Genomic DNA, 17,772 nt, shown 5'->3' with positions numbered 1-17,772 from the left:
CCTGGCCCGCAGGGCGGCGCCCGCGCGCAGCCGATACTTGTTGTTTGGTCTCATGGCGTTCGTCCTGAAGCAGCGAAATACCGACGACGGTTGGAGAGCAGCCATCGCCGTTCACCGTGCTCGGTGAATCGGCCAGGCCGCCCAATCGGAATTCAGCTCGGTGTTACTGCGTGATGATCCCTGCCGAGCTGACGTTTCTAGACGAGTTGCCGACATATACCGTCGTCGCGCCGCTTGCCGGAGACCACTGCTGCGCGTCCTTGTCCCAGGTGCTCAACGGATGGTTGGTCGCCTTCGGATCGATGTTGACGGTCACCGTCTGCGACGCACCCGGATTCAGGAACACCTTCTGGAACCCGACCAGGCGCTTCGGCGGTTCGCCGGACGACGCCGGCAAGCCGACGTAGACCTGCACGACTTCCGCCCCCGCGACCTTGCCCGTATTGGCGACCGATGCAGTGACGTTGTACGTGCCGTTGCCGCCCGGCGAGACGGCTGCGTTCTGAATCGCGAATGTCGTATACGAAAGCCCGAACCCGAATTCGAACGCGGGCTGCTTGCCCATCGCGTCGTACCAGCGATAGCCCATGTTGAGCCCTTCGCTGTAGGTCACGGTCGGCACCCCGTTCACCGCGACGCCCGGATACTGCGCGGCACTGATCGAATTCATGAACCCCTGGCCGACCTGCGGGAACGTCACCGGCAATTTGCCCGACGGATTCGTCACGCCGAACAGCAGGTCCGCGACGATGTGCCCGTCCTCCTGCCCCGGGAACCATGCTTCGAGGATCGCGGCTGGCGCGGACGCACCACCCTTGAGCAGCGTCGGATCGAGCGCCTCGACCGCGTTGTCCTTGAGCACGAGCACGGTCTTCGGATTCGCGGCCACCACGCTCTGGATCATGGCCAGCGTATTGCTGCTCCTGACGGTACCGGTCGTCGTCAGCGCACTGGCCTTCGGCCCGTACCAGTCGAGCGTGTTCAGGTACTTGCCGGGGTCGAGACTCAAGCCCGTCGCATCAGCGAACGTCGTCTGATCCGCGCCCTCTTCGGAAATCGATCCGGCCATCACCACCACCGCATCGGCGCTACCGATCAACGACTGGGCCACCGCGAACGTCGAGCCGGTGCCGTCGATGGTGGCGTTCGCGTTTGCATCGTCGACGAGCACGAGGTGAACCTTCGCCGTCGAATTGCCGAGGTTGGCGAGCACGTCGCGCATTCCTTGCAGCGGCGAAACGGTATAGAGCGCGACCACGTCCGAACTCCCGCCGCCGGACCCCATCGGGTTGCCGACGCTGCTGCCGCCGGCCACCGCTTGTTGCGCGAACACCTGCGAAGCCTTCCCGACGATCACGACGTTCTGTACCGCCTTGCTCAACGGCAGCGTGCCGTCGTTCTGCAGCAGTACCGCGGATTGCTCGCCGATGGCTTTCGCGACGGCGCCGTTCGCGACGGTATCGATCGGCGTTTGCGCCAGCGGACGGTCGAAGATGCCGGCCTTGAACATCTGCGTGTATCGGCGCGCCAGCGCCGTATCGATGTCCGATGTCTTGATCGCGCCGGACGCGAGCGCGGCGTTCAGCTTGTCCGGCGTCCACCAGGTCGTCACGCCCGGAATGATCACACCCGGCATTTCGTTGTCCAGCCCGGCGAGCATCGTTCCCGCCGTGCTGTGCGCGGCGAAGAAGTCCGACTGCACGTAACCGCTGAAACCCCATTGCCCGCGCAGCACGTCGGTCAGGATGTGCTTGTTCTCGCACATCGAGAAACCGTTGACCGAGTTGTACGAGCACATGACGGCACCCACCTGCCCGTCCTTGACCGCCATCTCGAACGGCAGCATGTACAGTTCATGCAGCGTCCGGTCGTCGACGTTTTCCGAGATGGTCATCCGGTTCGTTTCCTGCTCGTTCGCGACGAGATGCTTCGCCATCGCGATCATCCCGTGCGATTGAACCGCCTGAATTTCAGCGACGCCCAGCGTGCCGGTCAGATACGGGTCCTCGCCCATGTATTCGAAATTGCGACCGCCGACGGGCAACCGGGCCAGGTTCATGCCCGGCGCTTCGAACACATGAAGCGCGAGGTTCGCACCTTCCTTGCCGATCACGTCGCCGAATTGCGTCGCCACCGCATGGTCGAATGATGCCGCCACCGCGATCGCGGACGGCAACGCAGTGGCTTTCGCCGACGCGGCACTCGTCAACGCCGCCGCACCGCTCGACGCCGAGCCGGCGGGAACGCAATCGTTCTGGCCGATCCCGACCGGACCATTCGTGATGCGCAGCGTCGGGATATGGTATTTCGGCAGCCCGGGAATGTGACGTGCGCCGAAGCATTGCGGGAGCTCGGCGATCACGCCGGGCCCGCCCACCAGTTGCGCCTCCTTGTCGGGCAATGCCATTGCCGCCACGAGCAAGGCGGCGCGCTGCTCAGGCTTCAACGACGTATCCATCCAAGGCGATGCATTGCCGGACGGCGACGATGCGGTCGGACTGCTATCGGTGCTGCCGCCGCACCCGCCAAACAACACCGTCAATCCCGCTGCCAGACAAATCCCCGACGTCCTGATCGAAATTCCCATGTCTCGCTCCTGTGTCTCTACAGACGATTTTTCGATATGTTTTGCAGTACTTATTCATGTCGTCGCATCAACGCGCCCATCTGTTTCGATACGCAGCCGCGCGCGGGATGTCCCCGTCAATTGATCGCGCCATGTGCCGGCACGCTGTTCGCGGCAACGCACCAGGCGCCAGCGGCCGCGACGTTGCGCGACATGCCACGCTCGCGGCTCACGGCTCACGGGCGGCGCGTGCATTTTGGGAAAACGTTTATCCAAGAATAAGGCGACTGCCGTGATTTTCCTAGTCGGTATTAACGCGTAGCATGCGGGCATTCATCTGCAAGCGAAAGTCCGGCACGCCCCGGAAGGGGTAATCGTTTATCCATCAGGGCGTCGAAAGACGGTGCACGGCGTTACTCAGCGCGAGATGGAACAGAAGGAGCGAGCCCGGAAGCCATCGCCTACGCGGTGCCGCCGCGCAACCGCCCCATCTCCGAAGGGCAATGCTCGTCAGCGGTCAGGACCGCTGGCGAACCGACGTCGAGTCTCGTACGACGAGGCGGGGTTCGAGCAGAAGACGCGCGGCGCCCTTCTGGCCGGCGAGCGCTTCGAAGACCTTGCGAGTCGCCAGTTCGCCCATCTTCTCGCTCTGAGTGTCGACCGTCGTCAGCGCGGGTTCCGAATATTCGCCGTACGGCGCATTGTCGATTCCGGTGACAGCAAGGTCCCGCGGCAGGTGAAATCCAAGCGCCTTCGCGCCTTTCATGAACCCGAGCGCAATCAGGTCGTTGTAGCAGATCACCGCATGCGGGCGGCGCGGGCCCAGCAGAATCCTGGAGCAAGCCTGCTCTCCGGCAATGGAAGTCGGTGCATGGGCGTCGTACACATCGAGCGACAGCCCCTCTTCCGCCAGGCATTCGCTCGCACCGCGAATCCGCTCCGGATCGATCGGCGCCTGGCCAAACCCCAGATACGCGATCGTCCTGTGGCCAAGGTTGAGCAGATGCCGGGCCAGCATATACGTGGCAAGGCGGTTGTTGATCCCGACCGTCGGGATGGCGAGTTCATCGAGATGCCGCAGCATCACAACCGGCTTCTTCAGGTCCAGCATCCAGCCAGCTTCACGCTCCGACAGGCGCGAACTCACGATCAATCCGTCCACGCGTTGCGCGAGCGCCTCGATCAGCGAACGCTCGCGCGCCGGATCCTCCTCTGTATCGACCAGCAGCAGCGTGTAGTCGTGCGCGAGCGCAACCCGATTGGCCCCTTTCACGACACTCGCAAAGTGCGGGTTGCTGATGTCCAGGATCGCCAGGCCGATGGTACGCGTGCGCCCCGTAATCATCGACCGTGCCAGTGGGCTCGTCTGGTAACCCAGCTTTTCGATCGTCGCTTTAAGGCGGGACTCCACTTCCGGCGAGAAGCGCTTGGTTCCGTTGACGTACTTCGAGACTGTCGCGACCGATACCTCTGCTGCCATTGCCACATCGCGGATCGTCGGAGTCGCGTTCTTCATAACGGGGGAGCGTGTTCGAAAATGCGGCAATTGTCGCAGAAAGGACCGCCGACCGAGAAACTGATGAAAACCCAGTGGTGATGCCCCCCATCGGCGCAAATATAAACATCATAGAACGGCGAATCGCGGAACGGGCCGGAGGGTGTGCCGTCCAGCTGCCCGCTCGCGCGTACCCATTGGGCGATCGATCCGAGCATAGCCAGGACATCGGCGATGGCGCCGTCCACGACCTGGCCCTGGCAACTGCCGCATACATCGAGAAGCACCCACACCATCCCGAAGGCCGGCCCAGCGCACCCGTTGCTTCGCCGACGACCGTCGGCGGCACGACCGGCCGCTCCCGTCGATGGGCGAACAGCGATAACAATACATTCTTCTGCGGCCGAACGGTGACCGTCACCGCCACTCCTATGTCGGCCAGCACGCGGCCCCGATCGACTCCTTCGAATTCGACGATTCGAACCCCTGCCAGCGGCCGGTTTATTTGTGCAGCGTCCGTTCGATTCACTCTTTTTTGATTTCGTCAGCTCGGCGCGCAAGCCGGTCCGCTGCGAAACACGTGAAGCGACGCATGCAGATACCGGTCCGCAAGGAAGCTATCCAACATTACGCTATCTCCTGGCGATGAAGATGTGTCCATCGCCCGGCATCGCGGATGAAATGGTTACTTCGGCTGCAGGCGTATACCGGCATCGATACGAATGCACTCGCCGTTGACGTAGTCGTTCTCGACGATGAACCGCGCCATGTGCGCAACTTCGTCGGGTCGCCCGAGACGCTGCGGATAAAGCGGGCTCTCCGAAAGCGCGCGCACCGCCTCCGCAGGCAGCGAATCGAACATCGGCGTATGTATCAGCCCAGGCACGATCGTGTTCACGCGAATTGCATAGCGCGCCAGGTCGCGGGCGATCGGCAGCGTCATCGACACCACGCCGCCCTTCGACGCGCTGTACGCGGCCTGGCCCATCTGTCCTTCATAGGCGGCAATCGACGCGGTATTGATGATCACGCCGCGATCGCCGCTGGAGGCGTCGGGATCGTTCTTCGCCATCTGCGTGGCGGCAAGGCGCAACACGTTGAAGGTCCCGACCAAGTTCACGTCGATCACCTTCTTGAAATCGGCCAGCGGGAACGGCCCTTCCTTGCCGATCGTCTTGATCGCATTGGCGATGCCGGCGAAATTGCAGCAGATGTGGATCGCGCCAAACGTCTCGACGACACGGTCGATGCCGGCCTGGACGGATTGTTCGTCGGACACATTCGTCCGCACATACACGCAGCGCTCCCCCAGCTCCTTCACGAGTGCCTCGCCGCGCGCGTCGTTGAGATCGAGCACCGCGACGGCGGCGCCCTCGGCTAAGAAACGGCGCACCGTGGCTTCGCCAAGACCGGATGCGCCACCCGTTACGATCACTACCTTGCCTGCGATATTCATGATTCGATATATTCAAGTGAATGCGGTGATCGACCGGGATTCGCGGCCGACCATCGACGAATGACAATAGAAGGGACACGGAACGTCACCAGGTCGCCGTGTCACTTGGATGCGGCCCGTCATCCTGCACACCGGTGCCGACGTCGACGCTAGTCGAGAATGGCCCGAGCAATGATTTCCTTCATGATCTCGGAGGTTCCGGCCAAGATGCGGTGGATCCGTTCGTCCTGATAGAGCCGGCAGATCTCGTACTCCTCCATGTAACCCGCCCCACCGTGCAGTTGTACACCCTCGTCGACCATGCGACCGTTCAGCTCGCTCGTAAACAGTTTGGCGCGTGCGGCGTCCACCGCACTGAGCTTGCCTTCGTTGTGCACGTCGACACAGCGATCGACGTAGACTTGCGCCATCTCGATCTCGGCGTCCAGCGCCGCGAGCTTGAAACGCGTGTTCTGCATCTTGGAAAGCGGCTTGCCGAATACCAGCCGCTGCTTGACGAAATCCTTCGTGATGTCCAGTGCCAGGCGCGCTGCAGCAACGTTGCCGACTGCGGCGATCAGCCGCTCTTCCGCGAGGCCCTGCATCAGGTGGTAGAAGCCGCGGTCGACTTCGCCGAGCACGTTCGACTTGGGGATCCTGACGTCGCGAAAGAACAGCTCGGCCGTATCCTGCGACTTCAGGCCCATCTTCTTCAGATTGCGGCCGCGCTCGAAGCCTTCCATGCCGCGCTCGACCAGGAACAGCGTGATGCCGTGCGGATTGTCAGCGTGCGTGCGGGCCGCGACGATGACGAGGTCCGCATTGATGCCGTTCGAGATGTACGTCTTTGAACCATTCAATACCCAGTGATCGCCTTGCTCCACCGCGCGAGACTTCATCCCGGCCAGATCGGAACCGGCATCAGGCTCGGTCATCGCGATCGCGAGAATCGTCTCGCCGCTGATCATACCGGGCAGGAAGCGCTGCTTCTGTTCGTCCGTGCCGAAATGCTGGATATACGGCCCTACGAGACGGCTGTGCAACGTGATGAAATAGCCGGGATCACCATGAAAGGTGTTGGCCTCGATCAGGATCTGCTCGTAGCGAAAATCCTTCAGGCCCAGGCCACCGTACTGTTCATCGGCCCATATGCACAGGAATCCGGCATTGCCCGCTTTCAGGAAGGCCTCGCGGTCGACGATGTTCGCGTCACGCCAACGCTCCCGATGCGGCCGGATCTCCCGCTGGAAGAACCGGCATGCCGAATCGCGAAACAACTCCATTTCAGCGCTCAAGGGACGAGCTTCCATCACAATGTCTCCAGATATGTGCGCCCACCGGACGCTGAATGCGCGTGCCCTGCACACGGGCTTCGCCAATTACCCGCATCGCACCGGAATTGCCGTGCGAACGGGCAATCTTGCGCAGAGCACGAACCGCGTTGCAATCAGGCGTTGGCCGGGTAGAACGCCGCGTTCTGCTCGCCGCGCTCGAGTAGCCACGCGGACGGCTTGAAGCGCTTGCCGTGCTTCTCCGCAAGCTGTTCGCATTCGGCGATGAAGCGGCGAATGCCGATCGTGTCGATGTAGGACAACGCGCCGCCCGTCCACGCCGGATAGCCGATCCCGAGAATGGAACCGAGATCCGCATCGACCGGCGTAGTCAACACGCCCTCCTCGAGGCAGCGTGCGGTTTCCATCGCCATGACGTTCAGGAACCGTTGTTTCAGTTCTTCCAGGTCCGGCTGCTGCGTCGCCGGCGGGAACAGTTCCTTGAGGCCGGGCCACAGGCGCTTGGGCGCGTTTTCGGGGTAGTCGTAGAAACCGCCGCCGAATCGACGTCCGGGCCGCTTGATCTCGTCCACCATGAGATCGGCCACTTTGCTGCCCACCACGCCGCGGTACTGCTCCGCCACATTGTCGGCATCCTGCTGGCGATAGACGCTTTGCTGAAGCGTCAGCGTCACCTCGTCGGAGACGGCAAGCGGGCCGACGGGAAAGCCGGCCAGCCTGGCGGCATTCTCGATCAGCGCGGGCGCGATACCGTCTAGCAGCATCTGCTGCCCTTCCTGCGTAAACGTGCCGAACACGCGGCTCGTGAAGAATCCCGGCGAATCATGGACGATGATCGGTGTCTTGCCGATTTGCCCGATGTAGTCGAGCGTACGCGCCACCGTTTCCTGGCTGGTTTTTTCGCCGAGGATGATTTCCACCAGCGGCATCTTTTCCACCGGGGAAAAGAAGTGAATGCCGATGAACTGCTCCGGACGCACGGACGCACGCGCAAGTCCGGTAATCGGCAAGGTCGACGTGTTCGACCCGAACACCGCGGAGGCCGGAATGACCGCCTCTGTCTTGCGCGTGATTTCCGCCTTGAGATCGCGCTTTTCGAATACGGCTTCGACGATGAAATCGCAACCGTTGAGGTCTGCATAATCGGCAGTCGGACGAATGCGCGCGAGCAACGCATCGAGTTTTTCCTGGGAGATCCTTCCCTTGGCGAGATCCTTCGCGCGCAACGCGGCGATGGCAGCCTTACCCTTCTCGGCTTGCTCCAGCGTGGCATCGAGCAGGACGACGTCGATACCGGCCTGCGCGCTGACGTGCGTGATGCCCGCGCCCATCATGCCCGCGCCCAGCACGCCGAGCTTGCTCACATTCGACTTCGGCACGCCCTGCGGACGTGCGGCCAGCTTGTTCGCGGCACCCTGGTTGATGAACAGCGTGCGCGTGAGGTTGCGGGCGACCGGGTCGGCCAGCAGCTTGCCGAAATACTTGGTTTCGATGCGCAGGCCGACGTCGATCGTCACCTGCGTGCCTTCATATACGCACGACAGGATCGCCAGCGGCGCCGGGTAATTGCCGTTCGTGTTCGCGGCGGTCAGCGCTGTGCCGGCGACGAACGTCTGGGCGGCATGCGAAGCGAGCGGTCCGGCACCCCCGGGAATCCGGTACCCCTTGGTGTCCCACGGCTGTTCGGCGCGCGGAGATTCCAGCAACCAGCGGCGCGCCTCACGAACCAGTTCGGCAGCCGGAACCACCGCGTGAACGATGCCCAGCTTGAGTGCCTCGGCCGGCTTCACGTGTTTGCCCTGCAGCAGCAGCGGCAACGCAGCCGGAATGCCGATCAGGCGCGGCAGACGCTGCGTGCCGCCCGCGCCCGGCAGCAGCCCGACCTTGACTTCCGGCAGCCCGATCACGGTCTTCGGGTCGTCGCTCAGTACGCGATAGTGACACGCGAGGCAGAGTTCCAGCCCGCCGCCGAGCGCCGTACCGTTGATCGCGGCAACAACCGGCTTGCCGCACGTTTCCACGCTGCGAAACAATCGCGACAGCACGCGCGCCTGTTCAGCGCCTTGCGCCGGCGTGATGCCCGAATCGTAAAATGTGACCAGGTCCTTCAGGTCAGCGCCGGCGATGAAGCCGCTGGTCTTGCCCGACGTGATGATGGCGCCTTTGATCGCGGTGTCGCCCTTGATGCGCTCGACAGCAGCGGTGAGATCGCTAGTCAGTTCCGGCGTGATCACGTTCATCGGTCGTTGCGGCACGTCGACGGTGAGCAGCGCAATGCCGTCCTGGTCCAGGTCGAATTTCAGTGTCGTCATGATGTCTCTCTTGGTATCCGGATGGTGTTACACGCGTTCGATGATGGTGGCCGTGCCCATGCCGGCGCCGACACACAGCGTGCACAGCGCGGTGGACTTGCCGGTCCGCTCGAGTTCGTCGAGCGCGGTGCCGACGATGATGGAGCCGGTCGCGCCGAGCGGATGGCCGAGCGCGATCGCGCCGCCGTTGACGTTGACCTTGTCGTGCGACACGTCGAGCGCGCGCATGAAGCGCATCACCACGGCGGCAAACGCCTCGTTGACCTCGAACAGGTCAATGTCGCCCACGCGCATGCCTGCCAGCTTCAGGACCTTCTCAGTGACGTAGGCCGGACCCGTCAGCATGATGCAGGGCTCTGAACCAATCGACGTGAAGGCACGTACGCGTGCGCGCGGCTTCAGGCCGTTCTGCTCGCCGAACTCCTTGCTGCCGATCAGGACCGCGCACGCGCCGTCGACGATGCCGCTGGAATTGCCGCCGGTGTGAACGTGGTTGATCGCCTCGACCTGCGGGTAGCGCTGCATGGCGATCGCATCGAAGCCGGCCTGGAGCCCGAGTTGCTCGAACGACGGCTTGAGCTTGCCGAGGTCTTCCAGCGATGTGCCAGGACGCACATGCTCGTCGCGCGCCAGAACGATTTCGCCGATCACGTCGCGCACCGGCACGATCGATTTCCCGAAGCGCCCTTCCTGCCAGGCCAGTGCCGCGCGGCGCTGGCTCTCGACCGCATACGCGTCCACATCCGTGCGCGAATAGCCATCGATCGTCGCGATCAGGTCGGCACTCACGCCCTGCGGCACGAAATGGACGAGCGGCGCAAACGCCGGATCGGCGGGCCACGCGCCACCGTCGGAACCCATCGCGACGCGCGACATCGATTCGACGCCGCCGGCCACCACGGCAGGCGACTGACCGGACATCACCTTGGCCGTCGCCATGTTGAACGCTTCCAGGCCCGACGCGCAGAAGCGATTGACCTGGACGCCGGGAACGCCTTCGCCATAGCCTGCATTCAGCGCAGCCGAACGCGGGAGCACAGCGCCCTGCTCTCCGATCGGCGAAACCAGGCCCATGATGACGTCGTCGACCCATCGCGTGTCGAGCGCGCTGCGCTCGCGCAGGGCCTGAAGCACCTGCGTGCCGAGCTGCAGCGGAGTGATTTCGTGCAAGGCGCCTTCGGGGCGCCCTTTTCCGCGCGGCGTGCGGACGTGATCATAGATGAATGCTTCGGTCATGACATGCTCACTTAAGGTTGATGTTTTCCACGGCTGCTTGAAAACCTTCGCCGTTACTTTCGAACGAAGGAAGCTGACGCGGCGTATTGCGGAGCACGATGTTCGAGGCTCGCGCGAACCGTCTCCATCTGCTCGAAACTGCCCAGCAGTCGATCCTGTTCCAGCGACTCGGCCAGCAGCGACGGTGACGGGTCGCCAGGAAAGGAACGGTTGAGTAATCGTTTTGCACTGCATATCGCCTGCGGGCTGCGTTGCGCGATTTCAGACGCAAGACGGCGGGCCTCGTCCAGCGGCGCGTCGCTGACTCGCGTCGCCAGCCCCAGAACGACAGCTTCCTCGCCCGACACAACGCGACCGGTGTAGACGAGTTCCCGCATGACGTCGGCCCCGGACAACCAGCGGCATGAGCACGAACCCGGCCATGTCCGGGACAATTCCCCATTTGATTTCCATCACACTGAACCGGGTGTCGGGGCTGACGAGTCGCACCTCCGCGCCAAGCGCGAATTGCAGGCCTCCACCGAACGCGACGCCGTGAACCGCGGCGATAACCGGAACGGGGAGATTGGGCCACGCCATCACGGCCTGCTGATACCGGTTGGCGATGCCGTACGTATAGGTGGCGAGCGGATCTCGTCCGGTCGGCGTGTCGCTGCTTCCAGCGAAACTCGACAGATCGAGACCGGTGCAGAACGCACGCCCCGCGCCGTGCAGCACGACGGCGCGAACGTTCGAGTTGCGACCGGGCCGATCGGCGGCTGCCACGAGGTCCTCAAAGCTTGCCTCGACAAGCGCATTGAGCCTGTCGGGACGATCGAGGCGGACGTCGGCGACACCGCCCGGGCTCAACGCGACGGCGACATGGGAATTCATGACCTGTCTCCTTGACGGCGGCTTCGGTGCGCCGAGCGCCACCCGTCCCTTCTGTTATTCCGCTCGGCAGCGGGCTGCGTGCGGGATGTCCCATCGCACCGGACACTTGCCACGATCGATCAATCGATGGCAAAACTCGCCAACTCTTGATTGAAAAACCGCGACATCCGGCACCGTTTATTCGTGACTCGGAATCGCTTCGATGCCGCAATTCGCCGAAGCATTCTCCTTCAGCGGCCAACGAAATGTGATAGTGTGAGTTGCCAATCTTGTTGCAAAAATCGCCATGCCCGCGAAGTCAAGCTCGATCACCATCCCGATGCGCTACGTCCGTGACCTGGTCGATGTGGCCTGCGCGCATCAGTTGGACGGCAACGAGATGCTGGGCCGCGTGTCGGTCGAGAAAGGGTTGCTTGACGTTCCCAGTGCCCGGGTCAGCCTGAAGCAGTTTTCCCGGCTCTACACCGAACTGGTCGCCGCGCTCGACGACGAGGCGCTCGGGCTTCACGGCGGACCGATCCGCCCGGGCTCGGTGGAAATGCTGTGTCGGATCGGCATGACCGCGCCTACCCTGAAGGATTGCATCCCCTTTCTAAGCCGGGGCGCCAACGCGTTGATCGGCGGGTTCAAGGTCGAATGCGCTGTCGATCACGACGAACTGCAGATCGTGTTCCATGAGCGCCAGGCCATCGTCGACAAACGCCCGTTCGCCTACGAGATCATCGTTCCGACGATCTACGCGGTTCTGTCGTGGCTCGTCGGACAGCGCTTGCCGCTCGTCCACGCGGATTTCCCGTTCCCGGCACCTGCGCACCTGTCCGAGTTGCGGGCCCTGATGGGTGGCGAACTCCGGTTTGATCGGCCGTTCGCGGCGCTGCGCTTTCCGAAGCACGCAAATGACCTTCGAATCGTCCGCCGTTCGGAAGACATCCAGCGGGTCGTGCGCCGCGCGCCGGCCAGTTTTATCGAAGCGCTGCTGGTGCAGAACGCGTTGATATTCGACGTGAGGCGCGTGCTGCAGCAGGCCCTGCCAGCCATCCTGACGTTGAACGATGTCGCCGACCGCTTGGCGATGTCGCCGCGGACGCTGCTGCGCAAGCTGGACGCCGGCAACACCAGCTTTCAAGCCATCAAGGACGATCTGCGCCGCGACGTCGCGCTGCACTTGCTGGTGCGAGGAGCGACGCCGCTGAAGGAAATCGCGACGAGCCTCGGGTTCTCGGATCAATCGACGTTTCAACGCGCCTTCGCGAAGTGGACTGGCGTTCCACCGGGCGAGTATCGGAAGCGTACCCGGATGCGGGGGTGATTCCATCGCACGGTGGCACGGCAGCCAACCTTATCGATTTGCCGTAGGGCAGCGATCTCCACCACCAAATCGAAATCACACCGGCGAAACTGGTCGCCGCTCAAGAAACTGATACCCCTGTCCGTCAACCTGGGACGGGCCACCCTCGCCATCGTTACCGATCGGCAACAATTCCTGCCGCCCGCAGATGCCAAATGGCCCGTAGATCCACGCCATGTCGCATCATCAACCGCAGGACATACCAGCCGCCGAAAGTGCGCAACTTTAGTTCAAACCGCAACATTGACCAAACTTTAGTTCCAAAATTCGGGAAGTAAATGTACGCTCCCCTCGACGATGCAATGCCCAAGAGCCTGCCGCGTCGGCCTCCAGCTTCGGTACGGAAGGGACTAACTTTAATTCATCGGACTGTGTCGTCAGGGAAATCGTCCGACGAACTACAGTTGCGCGCTGTTTATCCGGTTTCGGCGCGATTCGACAATTCGCGGGGCCAGGCGTGTGTCCACGCCGCGCGTACGTATCGCCGCCGTTGTCCGACGCCGGAGCGCGCGCGGCGCGGCTAAAACCGGTGAATGATGCCCGCACCGAACGCGAACTGGTTCCCGGTCGACGACGGCGCGGAGTTGAACCCGTCACCCAGCGTCGCGGTCGCGTCGACGATGCTGCCCGCGCCGCTCGTGCCGAGCGTCTTGCCCTTCGCGTGCTGATACGCTTCAAGCAGGTACAGCCCCGTGCGCTTCGACAGCGAGTAGTACTGCGACAGGTTGAACTGGTGATACTGCGCGCTGTCCGTGATGCCGTTCGCCTCCGTCGCACGCGTGTACGCATAACCTGCGCCGACATCCCATACAGCCGACGGCTTCCAGTGCAGTACCGCACCGGCCGTGTTGAAAATCGCGGTGTCGACGAACTTCGACGCCGTGCCCGGGATATATTGGGTGTTGGTGTACGTGGCCGTCGCATCCCACGCGTCGCTGAACCGGTAGCTCAGGCCCACCGCGAACCGCTGCTGCGCCTTCGCGGTCTGGTAGCCGTTCGTGAGCGCCGACACGCCCACCTGCGCGCCACCGTTCGACGTCGTCGAATTCGCCCCCCACGTGCCGCCGGCCGTATTCGAATTGTTCACGCGCTCGAACGCAACGCCGACACCGAGCGGGCCGGCCGCGTACTGGATACCGGTTGCCCATGTCGAACCGGCATTGGTGCTGCCGGCCACGCCGCCGAGCGAATACGAGCCGCTCAGCGTCAGCCCGTACCATTTCGGCGACGTGTATTCGAGCGTGTTGTTCGCGCGGTAGATCGTGTCGAGCCCGTCGACGTCGCCCGGGTGCGCGCCGTAGTAGCCGGTGATCCACGTCGTCGGGCTGAACGCCGACATCGTCTGGTAGTACGACGCGTACTGCCGCCCCGCGCTCAGCGTGCCGTAGGTCGCATGGGTCAGGCCGACCCACGCCTGCCGCCCGAACATCGCATCGGTGTACTGCGTCGCGCCGGTACCCGAGTTGAAACCCGATTCGAGCGTGAAGATCGCCTTCGTGCCGCCGCCGAGATCCTCCGCACCCTTCAAGCCGAAACGGCTGCCGGCCCACACGCCCTGGTTCATCCTGACCACCGACTTCCCGCCGCTCGTCGAGCCGAGCGCCGTCGCGTTGCTCTGGTAGCCGATCCCGTTGTCGACGATCCCGTACAGCGTGACGCTGCTCTGCGCGAACGCCGGTGCGGCCGCCGTCATCGCGATGGCGGTCAGCGCGACCCGTGATGCCTGCTTCTTCATCGATCCGTCTCCTTCCTTGCCTTGTTGAATGTATGAGTTGTCATGATCAGCGCGTACCGCCGTCGGATCACGGACGATACGCATGCCAGCCGTTTCCGCCCTTGCAAACGAGTTGCGAACCCTGGACCTGACATTGCGCTTCGTAACCTGGCGAATACAGCCATTCGCCGGCCCAGTGCAGGTCGACGAACGGGTCGGCCTTCGGCGTATCGGCGACGAAGTTCGCCGCGTCGTCGGTGCTGCCCGTGCCCGTGTAGCGCGCGGTAGCCGGATACGGGAACACCGGACGCGTGCGTGTCGTATTACCGTTCCCGTCGACGATCGATGCGACGATCCGGCCCGGCGTCGCGCCCGTCTCGGTCCACGCCATCAGCGGCGACAGGACGTCGAACACGTTCGGCCCCTGCCCGCCGCCGCAGTGCGCGACGCCCGGGAACAGGTAGAAGCGCGCAAAGCGGTCGACTCTTGCGTCGCCCATGTAGCGCTTCATTGCTTCGTAGTACTGGATGCTCGATCGCGGCGAGATATGCTGATCTTCCAGGCCGTGCCACATCAGCAGCTTGCCGCCGCGCCCGGCGAACCGGCTCAGGTCAGGATCGGTCGCGGCCAGGTAGTTCGACACCGGTACCGTCTTCGCGAATCCGTCGAGCGTGAACTTCAAATCGCCGATCGCTGCGGACGGATACGATACGTTGTAGTAGTCGAGATAGCGCAGGAACGGCAGCACGAACCCGATCGTGCCGCTCTGTGCGGTGGCAGTCGCCGGCACGAACAGCGTCCAGTTCAGCTCGGAACCCCATTCGCGCGAGACGAGCGGCTCGAGCCGCGTGCCGTCCGCGGTCGTCGCACCGTCGTGAATCCGGCGGACGACGTCGGCTTCCTGCGGCGTCAGGCAGGTCGCGGTGGACTGGCCTTGCGCGCAGACGATCGTCGCGGGATCGAACCGACACGCGCGAGGGTTATCGATCACGCCGTCGACCACGCCATCCAGCCCGTCGCACGCCTTCAGCACGGCCGCGTGCAGCATCGGCAGCTTGCCGGCGAGCAGGATCGCGTTGCCCGTCTTCGGGTCGGTGTTGACCGCGTTCGGCCATGCATGGTGGAACGTGTTCTGCACGATCAGGTCGTTCGCCGGCGCACCGGCGGCGATGCCATCGAAGTCGTCGGGGAAGCGCTGCGCCTCCATCAGCGCCTCGCGGCCGCCGTCCGAGCAGCCGTCGAAGTACGCATAGCGCACGGGCCGTGCATAGAACTTGCCGATGATTGCCTTCGCGACCTGAGCCGTTGCGTGTTCGGCGCGGTATGCGAAGTCGAGCTTCGCCTTCGGGTCGAGCGCCCAGGAGCCGTCGTTGCCGCCTTCGTGGCCCATGTCGGTCGCGGCCATCGCGATCGTTCCGTTCGTCACCGGCACGCACGTCGATGCCATCGGCGCGTTGACGGACAGGTTGCCGCACAGGCCGCCGCAACCGGTCTGCAGGTAACGCTGCGTCCAGCCCTGCGTCGGCAGTTGCAGTTCGAACAGCGACGCTCCCGGACCGATCGTGCCCTTCACGTCGCACACCGGCGCCGGCAACGTATTGTTGCCGACGACCGTGCCAGCCGGCAGCAGCACCGCCGACGTGATCGTGACGGTGCCGTCGGTCGCGCCGCTCAGGTCGAGCGCCGCGACCGACGGGCACGACATCGCGGGCATCACCGCGGGAAGATTCGCGAGTCCGGCGGCGCTTGCTGCATTCGCCGCACTCGGCCAGCCCGTCAACGCGGCACACAGCCATACGATGCCGATCGCCAGCACCCTGGTCAGCGCATCGCACCTTACGCGTGCCGCACGACGCCATGCGCGCCCCATCCACCCTGCCCTGCATTTCGTCTGCATGCTTGTCTCCTGTCTTTCTGCTGGATATGCCGCTCGCCCGGGCCGGGCGGCACGGCGAGCTGTATTGATTCTTCGATGGATCGCGCGATCCGGATCGTCACTCACCACTTCATCAGCATAACTAACTCATCGCGAGAACCCGTTGCGAAGAACGGCGAATCCCATCCGATTCGTTTATCGATCCGGCCGCATCGGCGTCATGCAGGCTCCATCCCGTGTTCCCGCTTGATGTGCGCGGCTTGCGGCGACGCCAGATACGCGACGAACCGCGCCGCGGCCACGCGATCGTGCGCGAGCGCCAAGACCGCGGCGGCGAACACCGTCACCGCCTGCGCCGCGGCGGGTAGCGCGCCGACAATTTCGACACCCGGCACGTGCATCAGCTCACTCATCTGCTGAAAGCCGAGCTCGACGCCGCCGGATGCGATCAACGCGCCGACCGGCACGCCCGGCGACGCCTGTACGATGCGCGGCGCGATCGCGTCGGCGATGCCCCAGCGGGCGAACAGGCGCGTCAGGTGCGTGCCGCTCGGCCCGGTCGAATAGCCGATCCGGCCGGCGCTCAGGATCGCATCGCGCAATGCAGTTTCGGTACCGATGTCCGGCCGCGGCGCGCCGCTCGCGACCGCGACCGCGATGCCCGATCGCGCGACGTCCACGCGGCTGCCCGGCTCGACGTGGCCATCCGCCGCGAGCCGCTCGATCGCATCGGACGCGAGCACGACGACATCGAACGGCTCGCCGTCGCGCACGCGCCGGGCAGCGTCGACGCCGCCCACCGACGTGATCGCGACGCGCGTGCCCGTGTCGCGCTCGTAAGCGGCGGCGAGCCGCGCGAGCACCGGCCGCGTCGCCATCGACGAAATGCCCGTGACGGCCACATCCGCTTCCGGCTTCTGCATCATCGCGTCCGCCCGCATCAGTCGATGTAGCGCAGGCCGGCCTGCCGCAGCGGCTCGCGCATGTCGTACATGTCGAGGCCGAGCACGCCTGACGCGAGCTTCGCGCGCTTCGCCGCTTCGTTCGCTTCCCGGGCCGCCGCCTTCTCGAGCACCTGCGCCGCACGCGCGGCCGGCACCACGGCCACGCCGTCGTCGTCGGCGACGATCACGTCGCCGGGGTGGACGAGCGCACCCGCACAAACGACGGGCACGTTCACCGAACCGAGCGTCGCCTTGATCGTGCCTTTCGCCGAAATCGCCTTGCTCCAGACCGGGAACTGCATCGCCTCGAGCACCGCGACGTCGCGCACGCCGGCATCGATGATCAGCGCGTGCGCGCCGCGCGCCTTGAAGCTCGTCGCGAGCAGGTCGCCGAAATAGCCGTCCGTGCAATCCGCGGTGATTGCCGCGACGACCACGTCGCCGGGCCGGATCTGTTCGGCTGCCACGTGCATCATCCAGTTGTCGCCCGGATGCAGCAGCACCGTGACGGCCGTGCCGGACGCCTGCGCACGCGGATAGATCGGCCGCATGTAGGGCTTCATCAGCCCCGTGCGGCCCATCGCCTCGTGCACCGTCGCCGAGCCGAGCGCGCCGAGCCGCGCCGCCACATTCTGGTCCGCACGCTGGATCGTGCGGTACACCACGCCGAGTTCAGTCATG

At 64.2% G+C, this 17,772-nt stretch carries 12 protein-coding genes and 2 pseudogenes; 2 read left to right on the top strand and 12 right to left on the bottom strand.

The genetic code is table 11. From position 1 onward, the window contains the following. Positions 1-163: 163 nt before the first annotated feature. The gene (locus WS96_RS08715; protein WP_179949926.1) at positions 164-2,407 is read right to left on the bottom strand and encodes a beta-glucosidase family protein; all 2,244 of its coding nucleotides are present in this window, start codon (positions 2,405-2,407) and stop codon (positions 164-166) included. Between WS96_RS08715 and WS96_RS34025 the strand changes: the two genes are divergently transcribed. Continuing rightward, complete coding sequence (locus WS96_RS34025; protein ID WP_179949925.1) at positions 2,391-2,711, top strand: hypothetical protein; 321 nt, start codon at positions 2,391-2,393, stop codon at positions 2,709-2,711. The two genes, WS96_RS08715 and WS96_RS34025, sit on opposite strands and share 17 nt — an antisense overlap. A 372-nt stretch (positions 2,712-3,083) precedes the next feature. Here the strand turns inward: WS96_RS34025 and WS96_RS08710 are convergent, their stop codons facing one another. The 7 genes and pseudogenes from WS96_RS08710 to WS96_RS08680 all read right to left on the bottom strand — a co-directional run bounded on the left by WS96_RS08710 (position 3,084) and on the right by WS96_RS08680 (position 11,209). Further along, on the bottom strand, positions 3,084-4,082 hold the full coding sequence (locus tag WS96_RS08710) for a LacI family DNA-binding transcriptional regulator (RefSeq protein WP_059831898.1): 999 nt from the start codon (positions 4,080-4,082) through the stop codon (positions 3,084-3,086). An 86-nt stretch (positions 4,083-4,168) separates the two neighbouring features. Further along, positions 4,169-4,449: pseudogene (locus WS96_RS08705) on the bottom strand (CoA transferase); the annotation flags it as partial. A gap of 297 nt (positions 4,450-4,746) precedes the next feature. Next, on the bottom strand, positions 4,747-5,517 hold the full coding sequence (locus tag WS96_RS08700; RefSeq protein WP_059831894.1) for an SDR family oxidoreductase: 771 nt from the start codon (positions 5,515-5,517) through the stop codon (positions 4,747-4,749). 149 nt (positions 5,518-5,666) lie between these two features. Next, on the bottom strand, positions 5,667-6,806 hold the full coding sequence (locus WS96_RS08695) for an acyl-CoA dehydrogenase family protein (RefSeq protein WP_059831892.1): 1,140 nt from the start codon (positions 6,804-6,806) through the stop codon (positions 5,667-5,669). Positions 6,807-6,943: 137 nt separating this feature from the next. Further along, complete coding sequence (locus WS96_RS08690; RefSeq protein ID WP_059831890.1) at positions 6,944-9,100, bottom strand: 3-hydroxyacyl-CoA dehydrogenase NAD-binding domain-containing protein; 2,157 nt, start codon at positions 9,098-9,100, stop codon at positions 6,944-6,946. 27 nt (positions 9,101-9,127) lie between these two features. Next, the gene (locus WS96_RS08685) at positions 9,128-10,336 is read right to left on the bottom strand and encodes an acetyl-CoA C-acetyltransferase (protein WP_059831888.1); all 1,209 of its coding nucleotides are present in this window, start codon (positions 10,334-10,336) and stop codon (positions 9,128-9,130) included. 53 nt (positions 10,337-10,389) lie between these two features. Then, a pseudogene (locus WS96_RS08680) lies at positions 10,390-11,209 on the bottom strand (crotonase/enoyl-CoA hydratase family protein). Between the two features lie 286 nt (positions 11,210-11,495). Between WS96_RS08680 and WS96_RS08675 the strand changes: the two are divergent. Beyond that, complete coding sequence (locus WS96_RS08675) at positions 11,496-12,518, top strand: AraC family transcriptional regulator (protein ID WP_059831886.1); 1,023 nt, start codon at positions 11,496-11,498, stop codon at positions 12,516-12,518. Positions 12,519-13,077: 559 nt separating this feature from the next. Here WS96_RS08675 and WS96_RS08670 read toward each other — a convergent pair. From WS96_RS08670 to ligK, 4 genes are all read right to left on the bottom strand, one after another. Beyond that, a complete protein-coding gene (locus WS96_RS08670) occupies positions 13,078-14,292 on the bottom strand; it encodes a porin (protein ID WP_059831884.1) in 1,215 nt (404 codons plus the stop codon). Between the two features lie 67 nt (positions 14,293-14,359). Next, positions 14,360-16,141 (bottom strand): tannase/feruloyl esterase family alpha/beta hydrolase, encoded by a 1,782-nt coding sequence (locus WS96_RS08665; protein WP_059831882.1) that lies wholly within the window; start codon positions 16,139-16,141, stop codon positions 14,360-14,362. A gap of 224 nt (positions 16,142-16,365) precedes the next feature. Then, positions 16,366-17,073 carry a substrate-binding domain-containing protein gene (locus tag WS96_RS08660; protein WP_082720227.1) on the bottom strand — a complete coding sequence of 236 codons (708 nt, stop codon included), beginning with the start codon at positions 17,071-17,073 and terminating at the stop codon, positions 16,366-16,368. Between the two features lie 14 nt (positions 17,074-17,087). Beyond that, positions 17,088-17,771 (bottom strand): 4-carboxy-4-hydroxy-2-oxoadipate aldolase/oxaloacetate decarboxylase, encoded by a 684-nt coding sequence (ligK, locus tag WS96_RS08655; protein ID WP_059831880.1) that lies wholly within the window; start codon positions 17,769-17,771, stop codon positions 17,088-17,090. Between the last annotated feature and the right edge of the window lies 1 nt (position 17,772).

The sequence above is a fragment of the Burkholderia sp. MSMB1835 genome, from assembly GCF_001526365.1.
In the GTDB taxonomy this organism is placed as follows: Bacteria; Pseudomonadota; Gammaproteobacteria; order Burkholderiales; family Burkholderiaceae; genus Burkholderia.
This window is presented reverse-complemented; position numbering and strand designations above follow the sequence as displayed.